This window comes from Thermosipho globiformans, assembly GCF_003990895.1.
Lineage (GTDB): Bacteria > Thermotogota > Thermotogae > Thermotogales > Fervidobacteriaceae > Thermosipho > Thermosipho japonicus.
The window spans coordinates 58,133-81,903 of the sequence record NZ_BHXD01000003.1; the positions used below are offsets into that span (position 1 = coordinate 58,133).

The following is a 23,771-nucleotide window of genomic DNA, read 5'->3' on the forward strand; positions in this document are numbered from 1 at the left end:
TCAATACCTCCCTATGTCGTTGTAATACATTTAAATTATCACTTATATTAGTATATTTATCAAACTTTATATTTTGTGAAAATCCTAACATAAAACTGAATTATTGAAGAATATAACATAATTCTTTAATATACTAATCAAAGCTTTTAAAAGGATATGTTTATTTTTTCAAAAATTGTGATAAAATACTTTACGAAATATTACAAAAAAATAAGTAGGGCGCTAATGTGCGCCCTACTTTTTATTTCCATCCATTTTGTGGTCTATTCATTGGAGGATACCCATTCCCATAAGGAATACCATAGTGTGGCATCATCGATCTAAATGGTCGTTCTGGCCTTCTTTGAAATCTTGGAGCCACATTAGTTTGAAATTTGAGCCTTTTTAAATTTTCAATTCTTGTTTTTATCATTTGTCTGTAGGGAATTTCTACTGTAATCCCGTCACTTGTAAGTTTGTATGCTAAATAAAATGATGAATCTTTGCTAAAATTAATTTTTACTACTTCAAGTTCTACTTTTTCTCCTGGTTTAAATTCAAAAAATCTCCACATAGGTCCAACAAATATCTCAACATCGCTTCCTTCATCTGTTTCAAGTATAATTTTTGACTTTGAAAAACCTGGATTTGCTACTATGTAAACTTCTTTTATTGTACCTGTGTATGTTGCAGGTTCACTTACTTCTGCATTTTTTAACTTCTCCCATACATTTTTATAATCTGCTGACTTGGCTGTTTGATAATTATAAGGGAAAGCAAATAATACACTTATAAATACAATTGAAACAAGTAAAAATACCAATTTTCTCATAACTTCCACCTCCTATTTAAAAATTAGTTTTTTAGGATTAGATTTTTGATTCTTTTATATTCATCTTCACTAATCTCTCCTCTAGCAAATCTCTCGTTTAAAATTTTCAAACTCTCATCATTTGAAAAATTGTACGACGAAGACGTTTTTTCATTAAAATCTTTTATTAAGCTTTTTAATATTCTATAAAACAAGAACACTACTAGGATAAATAAAGCAAGACCAATTATTGGAATAATCCATCCATAAAAGCTGTGGTGCCATACTGGAAAGAACCAATGCATTTTCTCACCTCCTTGCACTTTACATCTTTATTATATATATTTAACCTTAAAAAATCCTTAGAAACTCTAATGATATAATAAAAAATGTGAGGTGATCAAAATTGAAAAAATACATTGAAAAATTAATTAAACTTGTCCAATTAGAAAGAAATGAAGAAATAAGAAAAATGGAGTGGGAAATAAAAAATTTATCTGGCTTTGAGCGAGAAAAAAAAGGAAGAGCAATATTAAATTTAAAACCAAAAGTAATCGGAGAAGAACTTGGATTATATCTTATTAAATTTGGAAGAAGTAAAATAATTGAAACAGAAATTAATGTTGGTGATGAAGTATTAATAAATAAAAATAAAGGAAAAGTTAGAGATGATTTTAAAGGTGTTGTAGTTGAAAAAGGTTCAAGATTTATAGTAGTTTCGTTAGACAAACTCCTTCCAAAAAGTTTTAAAGAAGTTAGAATTGATCTCTACGCAAGTGACGTAACATATAAAAGGCAAATTGATAATTTAAAAAACTTATCTGAAAATGGTAAAAAAGTTCTTTCTTACATTCTAAAAGATATCAAATTTGATGATATTAAAAAAATGGATTTTAAACCTTTTGATGAAAATCTTAATTATTCTCAAAAACTTTCTATTTCTAAAGCACTTTCAAGCAAAAATTTTTTCCTTATTCACGGTCCTTTTGGAACCGGAAAAACAAGAACACTTGTTGAATATATCTTACAGGAAGTAAATAGAGGGAAAAAAGTTCTTGTCTCGGCAGATAGCAATATGGCTGTTGATAATCTTGTTGAAAGACTCTCCGAAAAAGTTTCTCATGTTAGAATTGGTCATCCTTCAAGAGTATCAAAAAAACTTTTATCCTCTACTCTTTTGTTCAAAATAGAAAAACATGAAAGATATAAAGAACTCAATAAATTAAAAGAAAAGTTTTCAAATTTAATAGAAGAAAGAGAGAAATTTCAAAAGCCTATACAAAAGTGGAGACGCGGACTTTCGGATGAACAAATTCTGAAGCTTTCAAAAGAAGGTAAAACAACACGAGGAATACCATTAAAAATGATAAATGCCATGGCTGAATGGTTAACTTTAAACAATAAAATAGAGAAAATCAAAGAAGAAATGGAAAAACTTGAAGAAGAGATTTCAAAAGATATAATTGAAAACTCAAGTGTTGTATTTTCAACAAACTCATCCTCATATTCAGAAATTTTAAAGGAATTTGAATTTGATGTTGTTGTTATAGATGAAGCAGCACAAACTACTATACCTAGTATTTTAATTCCACTTTCAAAAGGTAAAAAATTCGTGTTAGCCGGAGATCATAAACAGCTTCCACCAACTATTATCTCTGAAAAAGCAAAAGAACTTTCTATAACGTTATTTGAAATACTCGTTGATAAATATCCACACATGAAAGAACTTCTCAATATTCAATATAGAATGAATGAAAAGATAATGGAACTTCCAAATAAAGAATTTTACAATGGAAAACTCAAATCAGGCGTTGGAAATATAACTTTAAAAGATCTTGGATTTGAGGGAAATGATAAAATCACAAAACCTGAAAATGCAATTATTTTCATTGATACAAAAAATAGAAAAGATAAGACAGAAAGCCAAAAAAAGGATTCAACTTCATATTTCAACGAGCTTGAAGCAAATATTGTAAAAGATATTGTTAAAAGATTTCTAAAACTTGGATTAAATAGAGAATATATTGGTGTTATAACACCTTACGATGACCAAGTCGATTTAATTAAATCTTTCAATCTTGGAGTAGAAGTTAATACAGTTGATGGATTTCAAGGAAGAGAAAAGGAAGTTATAATCATTTCATTTGTTAGATCAAATCAGAGAAAAGAATTAGGATTCTTAACAGATTTGAGACGTTTAAATGTATCACTTACACGTTCAAAAAGAAAATTAATTTGTATTGGTGATTCATCAACTCTTGTAAACCATCAAACTTACAAAAAATTTATTGAGTTTGTAAAAAATAAAGGAATTTTACTTGATTTTACTAACTAAAAATATTGCCCCAGACATTTGGGGCAATATTTTGGTTGAATTTATTTTCTTGGGGTAACTATAAATTCATCTAAAATTTGATTTACTTTTTTCAGCTTGTTATTTTCTTGCTTTCCAACCGCTTTTACTATAAATTGTATATGATCATCTTCTATATTCCCAATTATATAGTGTAAATAACCTGCATATGCTGCCTTTGAAAATGGAAGGAAAGAAACATCACTTGAGTATAGACCAAAACCAAGTGGAGCTCCTCCACCACCAGTTGTAACATACATAACACCATCTTTGTAAAATCTCTCATAATGATGTATGTGTCCATTAAATACCACGGAAACTTTATATTTTACAAATAAATCATGCCAGGTTGGTCTAAATTGTTGCCCTCTGTTTTTCACATTTGAGAAAAATGGATGATGAAACAAAACAACGATGTAAGGTTTATTTGTATTTTTTAGATCATTTTCTAACCACTCAGTCTGGATTGAATCTTCGACGGTATTTTGTTCTACGTCACTATCAAGAAAAATGTAATGAACAGGTCCAATATCAAAAGAATACCACTGCTTATGAAAATCGCCTCCACCTTCGGCTGTCATAAATGCTTGATAGTACAATATAGAATTGTGTTCATGATTCCCAAGAGTTGGGAAAAGTGGAGTTGTTGAATAAAGATCATGTACAGCATCAAAGAACCTATCCCAATCAATTGGAACAATTCCACTTTCAACAAGATCACCTGTGTGAAGAACAAACAATGCATTCTCTTTTGCCATTTCATCACAAACTACTTTATGCCAATCATTATTTGTCCTTGTATCACCATATACTAGAAATTTATATCTCTCCTGACCAGCTGTTTTAAAATATACATTATCAATTAATGAATTTCCCACAATTACAGTTGCTGCATAAGTAGTCATAGGTTTAAGGTTATCAAGTTTAATCATATGGAAAGTATCGTACAAGTTATCAATTACTTTGCTATGATCAAATAAAACTAATGCGGTAGAAGGTTTGTTTGTTCTAAAAGCAACATAAACACTATTAGTCGAAAGAGACGTAAGATACGGTTTCCATTTAAAACCAAGATTTTCAGGAAGGCTTATTATAATCTTTCCATCTTCAACATCCTTAATTTCTAAATCAAGATTTAAAATTTGATATTTATAATTTCCTTGTGGTAATGAAAAGACAAGTTCACCATCTTTTGATGTAGTTGAAATATCCAAAGGAGTATAATTATTCAAAACAACTACTTTTAAATCATTTATTGGGCGTCCCTTTTCATCAACAACTTTCATATTAAAAGTATCTTTTACCAGATCAAGATCTTTTTTTAAGCTAAATACATCTTTATCAACAAGTATATCAAACTCAAAAGAAAATTTTCCGTTGTCTATTTTTGGAGTTCTATTTAGTATCATAAGTGCCCCAATTCTGTACATAGACATTGAATTTGGGAATGAAATTGCATATGCAACATGGCTACCTTGAACAAAATGATAATTTTTGCCTTTTAAAATTACAGGATTAACATCACTGTCTTTGAAAAATACTCTTAATTCTTGTGAAGTAGAATCAGTTGTAATTTTCACATGTAGACCATTTGAAGCAAGTGAATATTCAGCTTTAACACTTTTATCCCCATTAGTACCAAATGCAATTAACTTATCATCAAGTATTTGTGAGTTGTTAAAATACACTCTTTTTTTATCTAGTGCGTAATATAAATTATCAATCGCATCATACATTACATCCTTTTGTGCAAGATTTTCCAATATACCTTCTTTAGTAAAACTTGCTACAATTTTATCATTTGAAAGAACGTAATCACTATTACTTAAAAATGGTGTAATCCCTTTAAATGTTACATTGGTAAAAGAAAGTACAGATATAACCATTAAAATTAGAACAAAAAGTTTTCTTTTCATATAAATCCTCCTTTTCAAAAATATTTTTCAATGTCTTTTAATTATACAATATAATAAATTCGAAGACAATTGTTTTTTAAATTATATATATGATAAAATAATTTTTGAAAATAATATTTTGGAGGAATATGATGAACAATATTTCTGAAAAACTCTTAGAATATATGCTTGAAGGAAATAAAGTAATGACTGAAAAATTGTTTAAAGATATTTTTAATAAAAAAGATGCTCTTGTCTTCACTGAAAAAATCCTTACTGAAGTTATGGACAAGGTCGGTATAATGTGGGAAACAGGTGAAATTTCTCTTGCACAGTATTATTTGATAGGCATTATTACAGAAGAAATGGTAAATAAATATTTCAAAAAAAACAATAACTCAAATAATAAAAAGAAGCAAAATAATTTAAATATTGCAATCGTTACTCTGGAAGATTATCACGGACTTGGTAGAAAAATAGTTCTATCATTTTTGAATTCAGCAGGTTTTGTAGTTAAAGATTATGGTATTGGAAGAAAGGTTGATGAAGTTGTCAATCTTTCAGCTAAAGATAAAGTTGATATCTTGCTGGTATCTACATTAATGTTACCCGCTGCTTTGAAAGTAAAAGATCTAACCGAAAAATTAAAAGAAAAAAATCCAGAAATAAAAATAGTTGTTGGAGGTGCACCTTTTAAAATCGACAAAAGCTTGTGGAAAGAGGTAAAAGCAGATGAATTTGGTGAAACAGCAACTGATGCAGTAAAAATCGTAAAAAGGATGGTAGAAAATGAAAAATATAACATCTAGAGAAAGAACATTAAAAGCATTGTCATATAAAGAGCCAGATAAAGTGCCACTTTTTTTAGCTTTTACATTTTATGGTGCAAAAGAACTTGGTATAACAATAAAAGAGTACTTTTCAAAGTCAGAAAATGTTGTATATGCCCAAAAAAAATTAAGAGAAAAATATAATCATGATTTTTATTATGCATTTTTCTATGCTTCTCTTGAAATGGAAGCATTTGGAGGAGAAAGTATATTTATTGACAATGGTCCTCCAAATGCAGGAGAACCTATTATTAAAAAACTTTCAGATATTGATAACTTAAAAATCCCAGATGTAAGAAATTCTTCCGTCTTGAAGAAGGTTTTTGAGACTGAAAATGCATTAAAAAACACCGATATCCCTGTTATAGGGGTTATAATTTCTCCATTTTCACTTCCAATAATGCAAATGGGATTTGATAAATATATAGAATTAATATATTTTCAAAGAGATTATTTCTGGAAATTAATGAAAAAAAATATGGAATTTTCAACAATTTTTGCAAACATACAATTAAAAGCTGGTGCTGATATAATTGTATATTTCGATCCTCTTCTATCAACAGAAATAATGCCCAAAAAAGTTCTTAAAGAAACTGGTTTTTTAGTTGCAAAAGAAATGTTTAAAAGGATTGCAGGCCCTATTGCCATACATATGGCATCTGCTAGAGTATCAGATTCTGTAGAAGATATTATTGATCCAAAAGTAAGTGTAGTAAGTTTTGGAATAGACGATGATATAGAAAAACTAAAAGAAACTTTTAAAGGAAAAATTGCATTCGTTGGAAATCTTGATTGCATATCAATGAGACATTGGACAGTTAAAGAAGCTGAAGAAAAGGTTAAAAAATTAATACTAAAAGGTGCAAAAGGAGGAGGATTTATAATAGGTGATACCCATGGTGAAATTCCATGGTATGTAAGTGAAGAGGTATTACTTTCAATTTCTGACTCAGTACAAAAATATGGGGCATATCCAATAAGAGGGTGAAATAATTGGAAAAAATTACTTTCCTTATCTGTGAAAATTTTAGGAAAGAGTTTGAAACAGTATCTAAAAAGTTAGATGAAAAAATTGAAATTATCACTTTCCCTTCTTTTTGTACTTTAAAAAAGGAAAATAGAAATTATAAAATAAAAAAGAAACTTTTGGAAAGCAAGAATTTAGTTATTTTTTGCTGTAAGTTTTGTGATATCTTAAAAAAGATACCAGAAAAATATTTAAATCAAATAAAGCTATACAAATTTGAAAACTGCTTTTACATGTTTGGAAAAACAAATATAGATAAATATCTTAGTGAAGGAGCATATCTTGTAACTCCAGGGTGGCTTGTTAGGTGGAAAGAAAATTTATCCTCATATGGTTTTGATAAAGAAATTGCACAAAGCTTTTTTAAAGAAACCACAAATAAAATAGTCTTATTAAATACAAAAGTTGAAAAGAATATCGAAGCTATATTAAAAGATTTTTCAAATTTTCTTGAATTGCCTTACACTATAGAAGACATAGGACTTGATTATTTTGAACTTTTAATAAATAAAATTTTGGCAGAAATAAAAGCTGCAAAGAAAATAAAAGAACTTACTATGGAAAAAAGTAATTACATGGCAGCTTTCGATATTTTATCGGGAATATCAAGTTCAAAAATTGAGAAAGAAGATGAACTAATAAGTGTAATAGTCGATCAGATTAAAATATTACTTTCTCCAGAAATAATAGAATATTTCCCATTTGAAGGGAATGATATTCTAAAAGGAGATGAATATAAAATAAACAATAACATTGAAATAATCGTAAAAATCAAATACAACGATGAAATATATGGATTTTTAAAAGTTGGAAAATTTTTGTTCTATCAGTATTTTGATTCATACGTAAACTTTTTGGTAACTATCAAAGATGTCTTCGGACTTGCCATTTCAAATGTAAGAAAGATTGAAAAAATTCTAAATATGGCAATTACTGATGCACTAACAGGTATATACAACAAAAACTATTTTGAATTAAAACTTTCAGAGGAAATAAATAGGTGTAAAAGGGAAGGAAAAACTTTTTCACTAATAATGTTTGATCTTGACAACTTTAAAGGAATTAACGATAAATATGGTCACCACTTTGGTGATGAAGTTTTAATTAAGGTAGCAGAAAAAGTCCAAAAAAGGCTTAGAAAAACTGACTTCTTTTTTAGATGGGGTGGTGACGAATTTCTAATCATATTGCCAAACACTAATTTAGAAAATGCTGAAAAACTATCTAAAGAGCTTAAAAAAATTATTAATGAAATAAAAATTAAAAATGAAAAACTAAAAGCTAGCTTTGGAGTTGTAAGCTATAATGGCAAAGATGATCCTGAAGCAACCTTTAAAAAAGTTGATGAAGCTTTATATAAGGCAAAACAATCAGGAAAAGATAGAATTTGTGTTTACAAATAAACAGCTCCCGATCGGGAGCTGTTTATTTTATGATAGCCCGATTATATTTCCTTCTTCATCAATGTCTATATTAACCGCATTTGGAATTTTTGAAAGCCCTGGCATTCTCATAATGTCACCGGCAAGTGCTACTATAAATCCTGCGCCAGCTGAAAGTTCAAAGTCTCTTATTGTAAAAGTATAACCAGATGGCGCATTAATCTTTTTTGGATCATCAGAAATACTTGATTGTGTTTTTGCAACAATTACCGGTAGTGTATCATATCCATGCTTTTTTAAGAATTTTAATTTACTTTTTGCTTTATCGGTATAAATCACGTTCCCTGCCCTGTAAATTTCCTTTGCAAGTGTTTCAATTTTCTCCTCAAGATTCATTCCAGCATTTATTAAAGGTTTATATTGATCTTCTTTTATGTTTTCAAGAACAAGATTTGCTAAATCAATAGCACCTTCTCCGCCCTTTTCAAATGCATAAACAAGTGCATGAGGAATTTCACAATTCTTTGAAAATTCATCTAATTCTCTTTGTGTGTCACTTCCAAACACATTAAGAGCCACTACAACTGGAACGTTATATTTTTTCAAATTTTCAACATGAACTCTAAGATTTTCCATACCTTTTAACATAGCTTCAACATTTTCTTTGTCAAGCTCATCTTTCTTTACACCACCATGGTATTTTAAAGCTTTTATTGTAGCAACTACAACAACTGCATTCACATCGTAACCTGCTGTCGGTGAAACAAAATCAAGAAACTTTTCCGCACCTAAATCTGCTGCAAATCCTGCTTCTGTTACTACATAATCAGAAAGCTTTAATGCTAATTTTGTTGCAATTATACTATTTGTTCCATGGGCAATATTTGCAAATGGCCCTCCGTGTACAAATGCAGGTGTATTTTCAATTGTTTGAACAAGATTAGGTTTAATAGCATCTTTCAATAAAACTGCAAGTGCTCCTTCAATTTTTAAATCTTTTACTTTAATAAGCTTTTTGTCATAACTTTGAGCTACAACTATATTCGAAAGTCTTTCTTTTAGATCCTTAAGATCTTTAGCAAGACACAAAATAGCCATAATTTCAGATGCAGCAGTAATTATAAATCCATCTTCACGTGGTTGTCCATTTGCACTTCCTCCAAGACCTACAACTATATTTCTAAGAGCCCTATCATTCATATCCATGGTTCTTTTCCAATATATACGAGTGGGGTCAATCCCAAGCTCATTTCCAAACTTTATATGTGCATCTATTACTGCTGATATCAAATTATGAGCCGCTGAAACTGCGTGTATATCTCCGGTAAAATGAAGATTTATATTCTCCATCGGGAGAACTTGAGAATAGCCACCACCAGCAGCCCCTCCTTTAATTCCAAATACCGGACCAAGTGATGGCTCTCTAAGTGTTACTATTGATTTTTTTCCGAGTCTATTTAACGCCATAGAAAGTCCTATACTTGTTGTTGTTTTACCTTCTCCGGCTGGGGTTGGTGTCATTGCAGTTACCAAAATTAACTTTCCATCTTTGTTATTTTTAACTTTTTCCCATATTTTTAAATCAACTTTTGCTATGTACTTTCCATATGGTTCTACATATTCTTCTGGTATGTCTATTTTTTCTGCTATTTTTGTTATTTTCTCCAATTTTGCTTCTCTTGCAATTTCAATATCAGTTTTCATCTTTTTCACTCCTTTCAACTACAAATGTGGTATATTTATCATCCTTAATGTAAATATTAAGCCCCATTTGATCACAAAGTTTTTTTACTATATATAGTCCTAATCCATGACCTTTAGATTTTCTCGACTTATGAAATTTCTCAAATATCCTTTCTTTTAAATCATTGCTTATACCTTCTCCATGATCTGTTACTTCTATTCTGTCTTGGTACAATTTTATCTCAATAGGTACTTTTCCATGATATATAGCATTCTCAATTAAATTTTTAATTACAATCTCTAAAGCTTCTTTATTGGCCAAAATTGTTCCATCTCCGATTATTTTAATTTCACTATCTTTATATCCTACTACTATCCCTTCAACTAGTGTTCTCAAATTAATTTGTTCCATATCAAGTTCCAGATTTTTTGAAAGTAATATCATATTTTCAACCAAGTCTTTCATCTGTTTGGAAGTTTGAGAAATAGAATCTATAGCCTCTTTTAAAATTTGTTCATCTTTGTGGCCCCATCTTTCAAGCATTTTCGAATAACCTATTAAGTTTGCTATTGGAGTTTTTAATTCATGAGATACATTTGATACAAATTCTTCTTGAAGCTTGTAATTTTTTTCAACACGATCCATAAGTTCGTTAAATTTTTCAACAAGTTCATCTACCTCATCATGAGTATTCGGCTTTATAAATCTATAACTTAAATTATCACCTTTAATTTTTGAAAGTTCACTGACAAAATTTCTTAAATGCTTTGTAGATTTCTTTGTTATAAAGTATGTAAGAAAACTAATAAGTGACAATGAAATAACAAAAATATACACAAAAATTTTCTTTATGTTATTTAAGTAATTTACTATAGGAGTAATATCTTTTCCAACTATCAAATTTTCTGCTTTTAAAAAAAGGTAAGTTCTACCATTAATCTCAAACTTTCCTATTTTATTTACTGGCCCAATTTTGTAAGGATCAACAACAACAACCCCATCTTTTGAAATATAAATATCATTTTTGGGATTGTGCATCCTCCCCATTGGTGTAACAAGCCATGGTCTAACACTTTCAATTAGATCTTTTTTAGTCGACTGATAGATCATAAACCGAATACTTGAGTATAAAAGAATTAAAACTATTGCCATTGTAATAGCTGTAATAACAGTGGTTATATAAGTCACTTTAGATGAAATACTCATTTTCCCTCTTTTTCCTCCAAAATCTTTTCGATATCCTCTTTTTCAATATAATATTTTGCACTACACCATTTACACTCAACTTCAGCTTTTCCTTCATTTAACATTTCTTTAAGCTCATCTACTTTTAAAAGCTTTAATGACTCAACAGCCTTTTGATATGAACAATTACATTTGAATTCTACTTCTCTTTCTTCAATTTTTTCAATTTTATCCCCAAATATATGTTTTACAGCATCTTCAGCAGTATTATTCTCTAAAAAGTTTGATATCGGAGTAACTTCTTTAAATTTTTTCTCAATTTCTAGTATATCACTTTCAGGTAAATTTTTATCCAAAATTTGAATAACTATTCCACCGGCTTTTTTAATACCATTTTTGTCAACTAAAACTCCAAGTGCTATAGCAGTTGGGAGCTGCTCTGAAACAGCAAAATAATGCGCAAGATCCTCTGCTATTTCTCCGCTTACTAACTCAACTGGTGTAACATATGGAGTTTTTAAATTTAGATCTCTTACTACCTTTAATGTACCTCTTCCTATAGCCTTTTTTAAATCAAATTTTCCAAGTTCGTTTGTCATTGTTTCAACTATCTTTGGGATAACATAGCCTCTTACAGTACCATCACTTTTTGCTTGAGAAGCTATGTACTTTATTTGATTTGAACCTTCTATAATATAGGTTAATGTTTCTTTTTCAGAAAGCCAAGGAATCATTAATGCAGCTCCAGTCAACAATCTTCCTAATGCTACCGCAGAAATTGGAGAAAGTCCATGTTTTTCTGTTGCAGTCCTAACAATTTGTGTACTATCTATAACTGAAAACCTAACAAGAGCCTTGTAAGCAATACCATTTTTCAACATATAAAACCACCCTTCTTAATTAAGATATTTTTCAGTAACCCTCTTAACTGCTTCAAAATTATCTGAAAACATTACCCTTTTGACTTCAAAATCAATAAGTTTGTTTTTGTAAATCGTTTCAAGAATGTTATCGACATGGGATTGAGATGGAACAAAAAGTATTGGTAAAATATGGTACTCTTTTTCTCCAAGAAGAACTAGCCAATAGTAAGGGGTGTTCCTCATAATTCCACCTCCTATGAAGTTTTTTGGTAAAGCTTGTTTCTGTTTACAAAATGTTGCTGGTGGAACATGGGACACAATAAGAAAAAAGAAAAAAGAAAAAGACGGAGAGAAAACTAGAAATGCAATTATATTATACAACATTTTTTAAAAAAAATTAAATTCTTTTAATTAAATTTTAGTTGTGGTAAAATAATTACAAAAGAAAAAATAAAAAAGAAAGGAGTAGGATAGTGAAATGGGAATTAAAAAAATTTAATAAGGAGCTTGCTCAGAAGATCTCTGAGGAGTTAAATCTTCCATTTTTAACTTCTCAGTTATTGGTAACAAGAGGTTATACAGATTTTGAAGAAATTGAAAAATTCCTATACCCATCTAAAAAACACCTTCGCTCTCCATTTTTGCTAAAAGACATGGATAAGGCTGTTAAGTATTTATTGGAAGCAAGAGAAAAAAAGCTTCCAGTGTTTGTTTATGGTGATTACGATGTAGATGGCATCACTGGTGTAGCTACCCTTGTGACTTTCCTTTCAAAATACGGCTGGAAAGTTGATTATTACATTCCAAACCGCCTTGACGAGGGTTATGGTATACAACCACAGGTTGTAGAAGAATATTTTAAAAAAGGCTACAGAGTTCTACTGAGCGTTGATTGCGGAATAACAAGTTTTGAAGCAGTAGAAAAAGCAAGAAAACTAGGGATGCACGTCATTATAACCGATCATCATACGATCAAAGATAAAATTCCTGAAGCTCACGCTGTGGTTGATCCAAAAAGAGAAGATGAAACATACCCTTTCAGGGATTTTGCAGGAGTTGGAGTAGCATATAAATTAATTTCGGCTGTTGCACAAGAACTTGGAATTCCAGGTGATAAAGTCGATGAAGTATTAGATATTGTTGCACTAGGAACAATAGCCGATATGGTGGATTTGGTAGATGAAAATCGATATATAGTAAAAGAAGGTTTAAAAAGACTAAACGCAACTAACAGAATTGGTCTTTTACAACTTATGAAAAAATTAAATATTACAAATATATCAAGTCAAGATATTGGATATCGACTTGCACCAAAATTGAATGCAGCAGGAAGACTTTATTCTGCAGAAGATGCTTACAAACTAATAATGACCGATAATATATCTTCTGCAGAACAACTTGCTGAAATGCTAATGGGGTACAATTTTACTAGACAAGAGATTGAAAACAAAATCTTCAAAGAGGCAATAGAAAAAATTGAACATTCTAAAATTAAAGATCTGCCAATTTTAATTGTAAGCGGCAACAACTGGCATGCAGGTGTCTTAGGAATTGTGGCTACAAAATTAGTTCAAAAATATAACAAACCTTCTTTAGTTGTATCTTTGGAAAACGGAATTGGAAGAGGTTCAGGTAGAAGTGTGGACGGTGTAAATATTTTAGAAGTTTTATCAGATTTTGCAAGTTATTTTGAAGAATTTGGGGGTCATCCAATGGCAATTGGCTTTAGTATAAAGGATGAAAAAATACCAGAATTAATCGAAGCAATATCAGAAAAATTTGGAAATACTTTTTTCGAAGTAGACTCAAAAATTGAGATAGATTCTATTTTAGAAGTCGATGATATAAATGATGAAATCATAGATTCTCTCAGGTATTTGGAACCATTTGGCCATGGAAATCCTGAACCTGTTTTCTTAATTAAAGATAGTATTGTTGATAGAATACGATTCTTTGGAAATACCAACTCCAACGTAAGGATGATCCTTAAAGGAAAAAACAAACAAACTGTGGAAGGTATCGGATTTGGTCTTAGAAAAAATTATTATGATATACCTGCAATTCAAGCATTTCTTACATCATTAGATGTTGTTGCAAATATAAGAAAAAATGGAGTCGGTCCAATTTTAAATATTTTAGATTTTAAAATTTCTTCCATCCATGAAGAAGATTACAACGACAAATACTTTATCTATTCATTTACAAATGACTGGAAATCACAAAAAGAAGAAGAATTTAAACACTTTGGAGTTTTTGATGAGCTTTCTCAAAGGTATGAAAAAGTTGAAAAGTATCTTCATGTCCAAAGACCTTTTGTTTTACAAATGGATCCAATGACAAGGAATGCATTTTTAATGCTATTAATGCAAAAAGGAAGAACTTTAATAGTAAATCCAAATAACATTGAAGCACTTCATGTATATGAAAGCCTCTCAAGACATTCACCTAAGGATCTTTCATTTGTAAATTCTTTAAATAGAAAAATTTCAAATCACGTTATTACAAACGCAGTAATGTTAGTTGAAGAACAAATTCCAGTTGATGATTTCGACTTTATTGTATTAAATGAAATACATATTTTGTCAGCTCTCTCTACTGAGATGTATGAAAAGCTTTTAAAAAAATTAAAAAAAGATAAATTAATAATCACAAGCCTTTATAAATTTGATACTAACATTCCTTTGTACAGCGAAGAAAGAAAACTAAATTTTGGACTTGAAGATAGAAGAAATTCAAAAAAGACAATCGATTATGACGTTGATTCTATTGCATTCTTGTTTTCAAACTATAACTACGTAACAAAATTCTATGAAAAATTAATTACTAAGGGGTACAAATTTAAAGATTTAGTATTCTACAGCCCTATTTTAGAGGATTTCCAAAAAAAGGCTATAAGTACACTTATTAAAAAAGGAAGAATAAAAAAATTAGTATCATCAACAAATTCTGATGGACTTCCATCAATGCTTCCAAATGGTTCAGAAATAAGACTTTTTGATTTCCCACTTTCTGTTAAAGAATTGATAGACGCAGTTTCAGGTGATTCATATACCATTTTGCAACTTTATTACAACGAAGAGGATGCTAAAAAAAGAATGGAACATCTAAAAAAGCTATTTCCAGAAAACCTAGAAAATGTAGTAAAAGAATTCTTTGAAAATAATATAAAAAACAAAGAAGAATTTTTGGAGTTTTCCAAAAATGTATCAATTTCACCTAAAATATTAAATCAAGCAATAAAAGATTACAAAGAAATTAAGAAAATTCTCAGAAATGTTGAACGTGAATTTGAACTTAGATATTTTGAAAGATACACTATGTTCTTACTAAACAACTCAATAAAGGATATTTATAAAATGATAGAAGAAAGGGATATGTATGATACATATCTTGAGATATAGAGGTGTATAATGATAATAGCAATTGACTATGGAAATAGTAAATGTGGATATGCAATTGGAAACAATTTTATTTCAAAAAGTGGCACTGTAAAAACTAAAGATATAATGAAGTTTATTTTAAATACTCAAAGTCAAAAAATAATATTGGGAATACCACTATCAATGAGTGGGAATTATTCGACACAAAGTCTTAAAGTTCTAACATTTGCAAATAAATTATTGGAAAAAGGCTACGACGTTTTTTTAATAGATGAACGGCTAACTACAAAAATGGCAAGCTCCTTTGGTATTAAAGATGACGACGCTTTTAGTGCAAGACAAATCTTTATGGACTTTGCACAAAATCCAAGTGTTGCTCAAAAATTTAGAAAAGAAAAATTTTTAAATTTAAATCTAAAGGAAGAAAACGTATTATTTTATGAAGTTCCACCTTCAAAAAAGGTTAAAGGTGACGCATTAACTAAAGATTATTCAATAGCTTTTTTGCATTTAAGTATTGGAAATTTTACGTATTCAAATCCCGACACACTGGACAAAAAATATAATATAGTTATTACAAAAAAAGAATTTGAAAAAACTGGAAAGAATTTTTTGAAAAGTGGTGGTAAAATTATATTAGTCTAGGTAAGTGCCTGTAGCTCAATTGGATAGAGCCCTGGACTCCGGATCCAGAGGTTGCGGGTTCAAATCCCGCCAGGCACACCAAGTAAAAAATGAAAGGGGGAAAATGATGAATTTAGTAAATTTACTAAACGAAAAAGGATTAGATACCTTATTAGTTCTTAATTTTGAAGGCTCTAACAAACCAACTACAAGATTTATTTCTGGTTTTAGTGGAAGCTTTTCTGGTGTAATATTTTCAAAAGATAAAAGGATAATTGCAACTGATTCAAGATATTGGCAGCAAGTAAAATTGGAATCAGAATTTGATCTTGTAAAGTTCAAAGGTGATAAAAAATTTTTAGATCTTATGGTTGAACTCCTAAAAGATATTAAAGCAAAAAAGGTTGGAATTGAAAAAGATAAAACGTCAGCAAAAGTTATGGAATATTTAATCAATAAGCTTGATGGTGTTAAATTTATAGATGTCTCGCAAGAGCTTTTGAGACTTAGAGCAGTGAAAACAGATGAGGAAATTGAATTAATAAGGAAGGCAATTTATATTGCAGAAGAAGCTTTCAAAAAAACTCTAGAAATCGTTAAAGTTGGTATGACTGAAAAAGAATTTGCAGCTTACCTTGAATACCAAATTAAAATGCTTGGTGGAGATAAATTTTCATTTGATACAATCGTTGCGTCCGGATGGCGTGGTTCCCTTCCACACGGAATAGCAAGTGAAAAAAACATAGAAAAAGGCGAGCCTGTTGTTGTTGACTGGGGGACATTTTACAAAGGATACGCAAGTGATTTAACTAGAGTATTCTGTATCGGTGAGCCTTCTGAAGAAGTCAAAAAAGTTCACAATGTTGTATACAAAGCTCAAGAAAAAGCTATAGAAATTGCTAGAGCATCTTTAACAGGTGCTGAAATTGACCTCGCTGCTAGAGAACACATTAAAAATGAAGGATACGGGGAGTATTTTGGGCACTCACTAGGCCACGGCATTGGTTTAGAAGTGCATGAAGAACCAAGATTAAGTTATTTAAACAATGAAAAATTACCAGCAAATTCCGTTGTAACTGTAGAACCAGGAATTTATTTACCAAACAAGTTTGGTATTAGAATCGAGGACGATATTCTACTCACTGAAAGCGGCTGTGAAGTTTTAAGTAGTCTTCCAAGAGATATTTTTATAGTATGAAAAAGGATAATGTCGTAAAAGAATTAAACAAATTAAATCTTTTAACTCTTTTTGGAGCAACGGTAATAGGTAATATCGTAATAGGCTATTTTATTGGAAAATGGCTTGATAAAATTTTTGAAAAAGACAAATTATTCGTAATTATTTTTCTGTTTTTCGGTGCTATATCCGGTATTTATAATGCTATACGGCAACTGCTGAAAGAAGTTGAAAAGGTTGATAAAAATGAAAGACGAAAAAATAGTTAAACAATTTATTTATGTTATAATATTTATAGCTTTAATTGTAATAGCTATTGGTAGTATTATTACAAAAAACAAAACGACGTTTATAGTAAGTTACATTTTAGGTACACTTGGCGCAATTTTATACATAATTTCGCTATATTACGATATAATTAGTCTGAATTTGAAAAGAAAAATCAGCAAAAAAGGATACTACATTCGTTACATTTTTTCAGCCAGTATTTTTCTTTTAGTGGGAGTCATTTTTGAAGAAAAACTCACAGCAATTATTAGTGCTTTTTTAGGATTGATAAATGTAAAAATTTCTGCGTATTTTGTGGGCTTTTTATTTGGAGGTGGCTGGCATGAAAAAAAAGATTAGCACAGGTCTTTTAATATTTTTAATAATTTATACTGTAGTTGGAATTATCAATGCCATCTACTTTGTGCCGAAAGACACTGCTGAGGTAACAAAAGGACTTGCCAACAGATGGATAGTACAATTTTCTGATACAAAAGCTTGGTACACACGAATTAATCCTCTAACTCTAATAATGAGTTGGGCTATAATTATAGGCCTTATTATTTTCGCAGTACGCGTTGGAAAAAATTTTAAAGTTATTCCTGATAGAAAGCAAGCTCTATCTGAATCAGTAATGGACTTTATGTATGAAGTTGTAGAAAGTGTTATTGATGATCCAAAGTTTGTAAAGCCTACCTTTATGATTGCAACCACCTTGTTTATCTACATATCAATCGCTAATATAATTGGTGGTGCAATTCCAGGTATAAATGTAAGTGTGGTAGATGGTCACGTTAAATTTACTCTCTTCCAGGATACTTGGTTTTCACCAACCGCTGATCTGAATACAAATCTAACTTATGCATTAATGGTCTTTGTAATAAGCCATGCGTTTGCAATTAAAGCAAAGGGATTTGGCGGATGGCTTAAATCATGGATGGAGCCAACACCAATAATGCTTCCGATGAACATCATTGGTGAACTTGCAAAACCAATCTCTCACTCATTAAGGCTTTTTGGAAATATTGGTGGAGGTGCAATTTTAACGTTTATGCTTTCGTATCTAGTTAAGTATTTATTTATGCCTGTTGTATTTTGGGGATACTTTGGTATGTTTGTTGGTTTGGTTCAAGCACTAGTGTTTTCAATGTTAGCAGTTGCATATATTTCAGAAAAAATATCATAAATCTTTAAGAGGAGGTTGGTACTTATGGAAAAAAGCTTGGCAGATGCATTAATCATTATGGGTAAAGCAATTGGTGCTGGTCTTGCAATGGGTATAGGTGCTATTGGTCCTGGTATCGGTGAAGGTAACATTGGTGCACACGCAATGGATGCAATGGCAAGACAACCTGAAATGGTCGGAACAATCACAACTCGTATGTTACTTGCAGACGCTGTTGCTGAATCAACAGGTATTTACTCCCTTTTGATTGCTTTCTTAATACTTCTTACATTATAATGTGAGGCGATATTATGGATATGTTTGAAATTAATTTGACATCAGTTGTACAACTGATGAGTTTTTTGTTACTTTTATACTTCTTAAAGAAATTCCTCTACGATAAATATTTTGAGGTTATGGACGCAAGAAAAGAAAAGATAGAGGGAGAAATAGCAAAAGCTGAACAATTAAGAAAAGAAGCTGAAGAGCTTAAAAATGAAGCAACAGAAGAACTAAGGAAAATTAGAAACGAAGCTGATTCAATAATAAAAAAGGCAAAAGACGAAGCTGAAAATATTATAAGCGATGCCAAGAAAAAAGCAGAAGATGAAGCTTCTAAAATCATAGCTGCAGCAAAAGATGAAATTGAAAGACAACGTGCAGAAATGATAAAGGAAGTGGAACAAAGGGTTGGAGAAATCGCGGTTGCTCTTGCAATGAAAGTTCTCAAAGGTACTTTAGATGAAAAGGCAAAGAGAGAATATCTTGTGAAAGTTTTAAAGGGGTCTGAAAAATGAGATATTCTGTTATTGCCGGCAAATATGTTAAAGCGTTATTGATTGTTGGACAAAAATTAAATAAAATTGAAAAATATGGTGAATTTCTATCTTTTGTAAAGGATATTTATGAAAATTTTGCAACATTTTTCAATAATCCAATTGTAAAATCAGAACAAAAGGTTCTTGTAATAAAACAAGCATTTGAGGAAGTTTTTAAAGAAACACCTGATGAACCCTTCTTTAATTTTATTAATATCGTTTTTGAGAACAAAAGAGAAAAGTTTATTCCTCAAATGCAAACACTTTATAAATACGCTGCTATTGATATTGAAAATAAGATATTGGTTAATGTTAAAACTGCTGTAAAGTTATCAGACCAAGAGATAAAAGTTATAAATGATTTTGTAGAAAAATATGTCGGTAAAACCCCTGTAATTGAAGAAACAATTGATGAATCTTTAATTGCAGGAGCAGTTATAGAATTTGCTGGAAAAATGATAGATGTGTCAATAAAGGGAAGAATGGACAAGATTGCTAAGGAAGTTTTTTTCTTAAGAAAGGGGTGAAATCTTGAGAATAAATCCCGGAGAAATTGTAAAAGTACTTGAGTCAAAAATTGAAGGGTTCAAAGAAGAAATTAATTTAGAAGATGTTGGTAAGGTTATACAAGTCGGTGATGGAATTGCAAGAGCATACGGCTTAAATAACGTTATGGCCAATGAAATGGTTGAGTTTGTTGAAACCGGGACAATAGGCGTTGCATTTAACTTAGAAGAAGATAATGTAGGTATAATAATTCTAGGTGATTATAAAGGAATTAAAGAAGGACATACTGTAAGAAGATTAAAGAAAATAATGCAAGTTCCTGTCGGTGAAGCACTCCTTGGTAGAGTCGTAAACCCACTTGGTGAACCTGTAGATGGCCTCGGACCAATTGAAGCAAAAGAATTTAGAGATGTTGAAGTAAAAGCACCTGGTGTTATTTACAGAAAACCAGTTGATACACCTCTTCAAACAGGTATAAAAATAATTGATGCTTTGATTCCAATTGGAAGAGGTCAAAGGGAACTAATAATCGGAGATAGGCAAACAGGTAAAACTGCAATAGCAATTGACACAATAATAAATCAAAAAGGAAAAGGTGTATATTGTGTATATGTTGCAATAGGTCAAAAAGCGTCTGCTGTTGCAAGATTAGTTAGTAAATTAAAAGAAGCAGGAGCAATGGAATATACCACAGTTGTTGTTGCAAGTGCTGCAGATAATGCTGCATTGCAATACATAGCTCCATATGCAGGCTGTGCAATGGGGGAATATTTCCTCTATAACGGAAAAGATGCACTAGTAATTTATGATGACCTTTCAAAGCATGCTGTTGCATACAGACAACTTTCTCTTTTACTTAGAAGACCACCTGGACGTGAAGCTTATCCAGGAGATGTTTTCTATTTACACTCTAGACTTCTTGAAAGAGCAGCAAGATTAGATGAAAAATACGGTGGAGGCTCTTTAACTGCTCTACCAATTATTGAAACTCAAGCAAATGACATATCCGCATATATCCCAACAAATGTTATCTCAATAACTGATGGACAAATTTATCTTGAACCATCTCTTTTCTATGCAGGTCAAAGACCTGCCGTAAACATAGGGCTTTCTGTTTCTCGTGTTGGTGGAGCTGCACAGATTAAAGCTATGAAAAAGGTCGCAGGGTCATTAAAGCTAGATCTTGCTCAATACCAAGAACTTGAAACATTTGCTCAGTTTGCTACAGAACTTGATCCAGCAACTCAAGCACAAATTACTAGAGGTCAAAGATTAATGGAATTAATGAAACAAGAACAATACGCTCCTATGGAAGTTGAAGAACAAGTTGCTGTTCTATATGCAGGTATAAATGGCTATCTGGATGATCTTGAAGTGGAAAAAGTAAGACTCTTTGAAAAAAAATTAATTGAATTTCTAAAAGATAAAAAGTCAGAAATTTTAAACAAAATTAGAGAGGAGAAAGATCTTTCAGAAGAAACTGAAAAAATGCTAAAAGAAGCAATTGAAGAATTCAAAAGTGAATTTGTCAAAGTATATGGGAAGTGATGCTAAATGAGTAGAGGAAAGCTACTTTCAATTAAAAAGAGAGTTCAATCAACCGAATCACTAAAAAAAATTACCAAGGCAATGGAAATGGTTGCAACTGCCAGAGTAAAGAAAATAGAAAAAAATTTGAAAGGTGTTAGAGAATTTTTAAATGAAACAAAACGAATTCTTGAAAACATAGAATTTGTAGGTAGTCACCCATTTATAACCGGTGAAGGGAAAAAAGCTCTAGTCGTAATTTCAACCGATATGGGTTTGTGTGGTGCTTTTCCAACTGAAATAGGAAGAGCTGCATTGAATTTTGTTGAAAAAGAAGGTATTGATTACGTTTATGCGATAGGAAATAAAACAATTCCCTTCTTTAAAAAACATAAAAGTACCAGGAGAATTTATGAAAGAATTTATGATGTTCCTACATTTGATTTTGCCAAAACATTAACAAATGATTTAGTAAATGATGGGGTTGGAAAAATTTTTGTAGTATACGGAAAATTTAAAAATAGACTTATGCAAAAGCCTGAAATTGTACAACTTACCCCAATTGAAATTGAAAACACCAAATCTTCAAGATATGAATACGAACCTAAACTAGAAAATCTAGTAGATTCAGCTCTGGTATTTTATGTAGCAACAAGTATATACTCTTACGCATATGAAACAAAAGTTAGTGAATTATACTCAAGACAAAATGCGATGAGAAATGCTACAGAAAACGCTGATGAAGTGATTAGAGAACTTACTCTTGAGTTCAATAAAGAAAGACAAGCTTCAATAACCCAGGAGCTTATTGAAATAGTTTCTGGCGCTCAAGCACTGCAAGAGGAATAATTTTAAAGGAGCGTGATATAAAGTGTCAAAAAAGTCTAAAGGAAAGATCCTAAGAGTAATTGGGCCCGTTGTTGACGTGCAATTTGAAGAAGGAGATCTACCTGATATATATGATGCTCTTGTTGTCATAAATCCACAAACAGGAAAAAAATTAGTACTTGAAGTTGAACAACTAATTGGTGATAACGCTGTTAGAACTGTTGCACTTGATACAACAGATGGTTTGATGAGAGGATTAGAGGTTGAAAACACAGGAGAACCAATTAAAGTCCCCGTTGGAAAAGGTTCTCTTGGAAGAATGTTTAACGTTATTGGAGAACCTATAGATGGTAAAGAAGATGAAATCAAAGACGTTGAATATTGGCCAATCCATAAAGCCCCACCTTCAATCACTGAACAATCAACATCAGTTGAAATTTTAGAGACTGGTATAAAAGTTATTGACCTTCTTGCTCCATTCCCAAAAGGTGGAAAAATAGGATTTTTCGGTGGCGCTGGTGTTGGAAAAACAGTCTTGGTTATGGAACTTATTAGAAATATAGCAATTGAACACCACGGATTTTCAATGTTTGCAGGAGTTGGTGAAAGAACTAGGGAAGGAAATGAATTGTATCTTGATATGCAAGAAGCAGAAGTTTTAGATAACACAGTCCTTGTTTTTGGGCAAATGAATGAACCACCAGGAGCAAGATTTAGAGTAGCATTAACTGCATTAACAATGGCTGAATATTTTAGAGATGTAGAAGGAAGAGATGTATTGTTATTTATTGACAACATCTTCAGATTCGTTCAAGCAGGTAGTGAGGTGTCGGCATTACTCGGAAGAATGCCATCTGCTGTTGGATATCAACCAACGCTAGCAACCGATATGGGTGAATTACAGGAAAGAATCACTTCCACCAAAAAAGGGTCTATTACTTCAGTTCAAGCAATTTACGTTCCTGCAGACGATATTACTGACCCTGCACCAGCAACTACATTCACTCACCTTGATGCAACGGTTGTTTTGTCAAGAAGAAGGGCTGCACTTGGTCTATATCCAGCTGTTGATCCTCTTGATTCAACATCAAAAATGCTCGATCCTAACATTATTGGACAAGAACACTATGAAGTAGCAAGAGGTGTCCAAGAAATATTGCAGAGATATAAAGATCTCCAAGATATTATTGCTATTCTTGGTATGGAAGAACTTTCTGAAGAAGATAAATTAATAGTTCAAAGAGCTAGAAAAATAGAAAGATTCCTAAGTCAACCAGTCCACGTTGCTGAAAAGTTCAGTAACATTCCTGGAAAATATGTTCCTATAAATGAAACAATTAGAGGGTTTAAAGAAATATTAGAAGGAAAATATGATGACTTACCAGAAATGGCCTTCTATATGGTTGGAACAATTGATGAGGCTGTTGAAAAAGCAAAACAATTACAGAAAAAATAATGCGTGGGCAAGT

Annotated in this window: 23 protein-coding genes and 1 tRNA gene; 17 read left to right on the top strand and 7 right to left on the bottom strand. The window is 31.0% G+C overall.

Annotated features, from left to right (window positions below):
- Nucleotides 1-241: 241 nt before the first annotated feature.
- Both EO083_RS03395 and EO083_RS03400 read right to left on the bottom strand, forming a co-directional pair.
- Nucleotides 242-811, bottom strand: a complete 570-nt coding sequence (locus EO083_RS03395; protein ID WP_126992792.1) for a hypothetical protein — start codon at nt 809-811, stop codon at nt 242-244.
- 23 nt (nt 812-834) lie between these two features.
- On the bottom strand, nt 835-1,095 hold the full coding sequence (locus tag EO083_RS03400; RefSeq protein WP_126992793.1) for an SHOCT domain-containing protein: 261 nt from the start codon (nt 1,093-1,095) through the stop codon (nt 835-837).
- 101 nt (nt 1,096-1,196) lie between these two features.
- Between EO083_RS03400 and EO083_RS03405 the strand changes: the two genes are divergently transcribed.
- Nucleotides 1,197-3,125, top strand: a complete 1,929-nt coding sequence (locus EO083_RS03405) for an IGHMBP2 family helicase (RefSeq protein WP_126992794.1) — start codon at nt 1,197-1,199, stop codon at nt 3,123-3,125.
- Between the two features lie 41 nt (nt 3,126-3,166).
- Here the strand turns inward: EO083_RS03405 and EO083_RS03410 are convergent, their stop codons facing one another.
- On the bottom strand, nt 3,167-5,059 hold the full coding sequence (locus tag EO083_RS03410) for a metallophosphoesterase (protein ID WP_126992795.1): 1,893 nt from the start codon (nt 5,057-5,059) through the stop codon (nt 3,167-3,169).
- A 131-nt stretch (nt 5,060-5,190) separates the two neighbouring features.
- On the opposite strand from EO083_RS03410, the gene EO083_RS03415 reads away from it, so the two are divergent.
- Genes EO083_RS03415 through EO083_RS03425 form a run of 3 tightly spaced genes read left to right on the top strand, consistent with a single transcriptional unit; the run spans nt 5,191 to nt 8,298 of the window.
- A complete protein-coding gene (locus tag EO083_RS03415; protein ID WP_164723690.1) occupies nt 5,191-5,847 on the top strand; it encodes a cobalamin B12-binding domain-containing protein in 657 nt (218 codons plus the stop codon).
- A complete protein-coding gene (locus tag EO083_RS03420) occupies nt 5,828-6,856 on the top strand; it encodes a uroporphyrinogen decarboxylase family protein (RefSeq protein WP_126992797.1) in 1,029 nt (342 codons plus the stop codon). The genes EO083_RS03415 and EO083_RS03420 overlap by 20 nt, the downstream gene beginning before the upstream one ends.
- Nucleotides 6,857-6,861: 5 nt before the next feature.
- Entirely contained in the window at nt 6,862-8,298 is a 1,437-nt protein-coding gene (locus EO083_RS03425) for a diguanylate cyclase (RefSeq protein WP_126992798.1), read from the top strand.
- 27 nt (nt 8,299-8,325) lie between these two features.
- Here EO083_RS03425 and EO083_RS03430 read toward each other — a convergent pair whose 3' ends face one another.
- The 4 genes from EO083_RS03430 to EO083_RS03445 are packed head-to-tail and all read right to left on the bottom strand — an operon-like array spanning nt 8,326 to nt 12,252.
- Nucleotides 8,326-9,981 carry a formate--tetrahydrofolate ligase gene (locus EO083_RS03430; protein WP_126992799.1) on the bottom strand — a complete coding sequence of 552 codons (1,656 nt, stop codon included), beginning with the start codon at nt 9,979-9,981 and terminating at the stop codon, nt 8,326-8,328.
- Complete coding sequence (locus EO083_RS03435; RefSeq protein ID WP_126992800.1) at nt 9,971-11,167, bottom strand: HAMP domain-containing sensor histidine kinase; 1,197 nt, start codon at nt 11,165-11,167, stop codon at nt 9,971-9,973. Before EO083_RS03435 ends, EO083_RS03430 begins: the two co-directional genes overlap by 11 nt.
- Nucleotides 11,164-12,027 carry an Hsp33 family molecular chaperone HslO gene (gene hslO, locus EO083_RS03440; protein ID WP_126992801.1) on the bottom strand — a complete coding sequence of 288 codons (864 nt, stop codon included), beginning with the start codon at nt 12,025-12,027 and terminating at the stop codon, nt 11,164-11,166. Before hslO ends, EO083_RS03435 begins: the two co-directional genes overlap by 4 nt.
- A 15-nt stretch (nt 12,028-12,042) precedes the next feature.
- A complete protein-coding gene (locus EO083_RS03445) occupies nt 12,043-12,252 on the bottom strand; it encodes a hypothetical protein (protein WP_126992802.1) in 210 nt (69 codons plus the stop codon).
- A gap of 230 nt (nt 12,253-12,482) precedes the next feature.
- Between EO083_RS03445 and recJ the strand changes: the two genes are divergently transcribed.
- The 13 genes from recJ to atpD all read left to right on the top strand — a co-directional run bounded on the left by recJ (nt 12,483) and on the right by atpD (nt 23,758).
- Nucleotides 12,483-15,410, top strand: coding sequence for a single-stranded-DNA-specific exonuclease RecJ (gene recJ / locus EO083_RS03450; RefSeq protein WP_126992803.1), 2,928 nt, complete (start codon nt 12,483-12,485; stop codon nt 15,408-15,410).
- Between the two features lie 9 nt (nt 15,411-15,419).
- Nucleotides 15,420-16,034: a Holliday junction resolvase RuvX gene (ruvX, locus tag EO083_RS03455; protein ID WP_126992804.1), complete on the top strand. Its 615-nt coding sequence runs from the start codon at nt 15,420-15,422 to the stop codon at nt 16,032-16,034.
- Between the two features lie 4 nt (nt 16,035-16,038).
- Nucleotides 16,039-16,115 (top strand) — tRNA-Arg (locus tag EO083_RS03460).
- 25 nt (nt 16,116-16,140) lie between these two features.
- Nucleotides 16,141-17,211 (top strand): aminopeptidase P family protein, encoded by a 1,071-nt coding sequence (locus EO083_RS03465; protein WP_164723691.1) that lies wholly within the window; start codon nt 16,141-16,143, stop codon nt 17,209-17,211.
- Nucleotides 17,208-17,459: an AtpZ/AtpI family protein gene (locus EO083_RS03470; RefSeq protein ID WP_126992806.1), complete on the top strand. Its 252-nt coding sequence runs from the start codon at nt 17,208-17,210 to the stop codon at nt 17,457-17,459. Before EO083_RS03465 ends, EO083_RS03470 begins: the two co-directional genes overlap by 4 nt.
- Complete coding sequence (locus EO083_RS03475) at nt 17,437-17,817, top strand: ATPase (RefSeq protein WP_126992807.1); 381 nt, start codon at nt 17,437-17,439, stop codon at nt 17,815-17,817. Before EO083_RS03470 ends, EO083_RS03475 begins: the two co-directional genes overlap by 23 nt.
- A complete protein-coding gene (atpB, locus tag EO083_RS03480) occupies nt 17,801-18,643 on the top strand; it encodes a F0F1 ATP synthase subunit A (RefSeq protein WP_126992808.1) in 843 nt (280 codons plus the stop codon). Before EO083_RS03475 ends, atpB begins: the two co-directional genes overlap by 17 nt.
- A gap of 24 nt (nt 18,644-18,667) precedes the next feature.
- The gene (locus EO083_RS03485) at nt 18,668-18,919 is read left to right on the top strand and encodes a F0F1 ATP synthase subunit C (RefSeq protein WP_004100570.1); all 252 of its coding nucleotides are present in this window, start codon (nt 18,668-18,670) and stop codon (nt 18,917-18,919) included.
- Nucleotides 18,920-18,933: 14 nt separating this feature from the next.
- Nucleotides 18,934-19,419 carry a F0F1 ATP synthase subunit B gene (atpF, locus tag EO083_RS03490; protein ID WP_126992809.1) on the top strand — a complete coding sequence of 162 codons (486 nt, stop codon included), beginning with the start codon at nt 18,934-18,936 and terminating at the stop codon, nt 19,417-19,419.
- Complete coding sequence (locus EO083_RS03495; RefSeq protein ID WP_126992810.1) at nt 19,416-19,967, top strand: F0F1 ATP synthase subunit delta; 552 nt, start codon at nt 19,416-19,418, stop codon at nt 19,965-19,967. The genes atpF and EO083_RS03495 overlap by 4 nt, the downstream gene beginning before the upstream one ends.
- A 4-nt stretch (nt 19,968-19,971) precedes the next feature.
- Nucleotides 19,972-21,495, top strand: a complete 1,524-nt coding sequence (atpA, locus tag EO083_RS03500; protein WP_004100563.1) for a F0F1 ATP synthase subunit alpha — start codon at nt 19,972-19,974, stop codon at nt 21,493-21,495.
- Between the two features lie 6 nt (nt 21,496-21,501).
- The gene (gene atpG, locus EO083_RS03505; RefSeq protein ID WP_126992811.1) at nt 21,502-22,323 is read left to right on the top strand and encodes an ATP synthase F1 subunit gamma; all 822 of its coding nucleotides are present in this window, start codon (nt 21,502-21,504) and stop codon (nt 22,321-22,323) included.
- 22 nt (nt 22,324-22,345) lie between these two features.
- Nucleotides 22,346-23,758 carry a F0F1 ATP synthase subunit beta gene (gene atpD / locus EO083_RS03510; protein WP_126992812.1) on the top strand — a complete coding sequence of 471 codons (1,413 nt, stop codon included), beginning with the start codon at nt 22,346-22,348 and terminating at the stop codon, nt 23,756-23,758.
- Nucleotides 23,759-23,771: the final 13 nt, after the last annotated feature.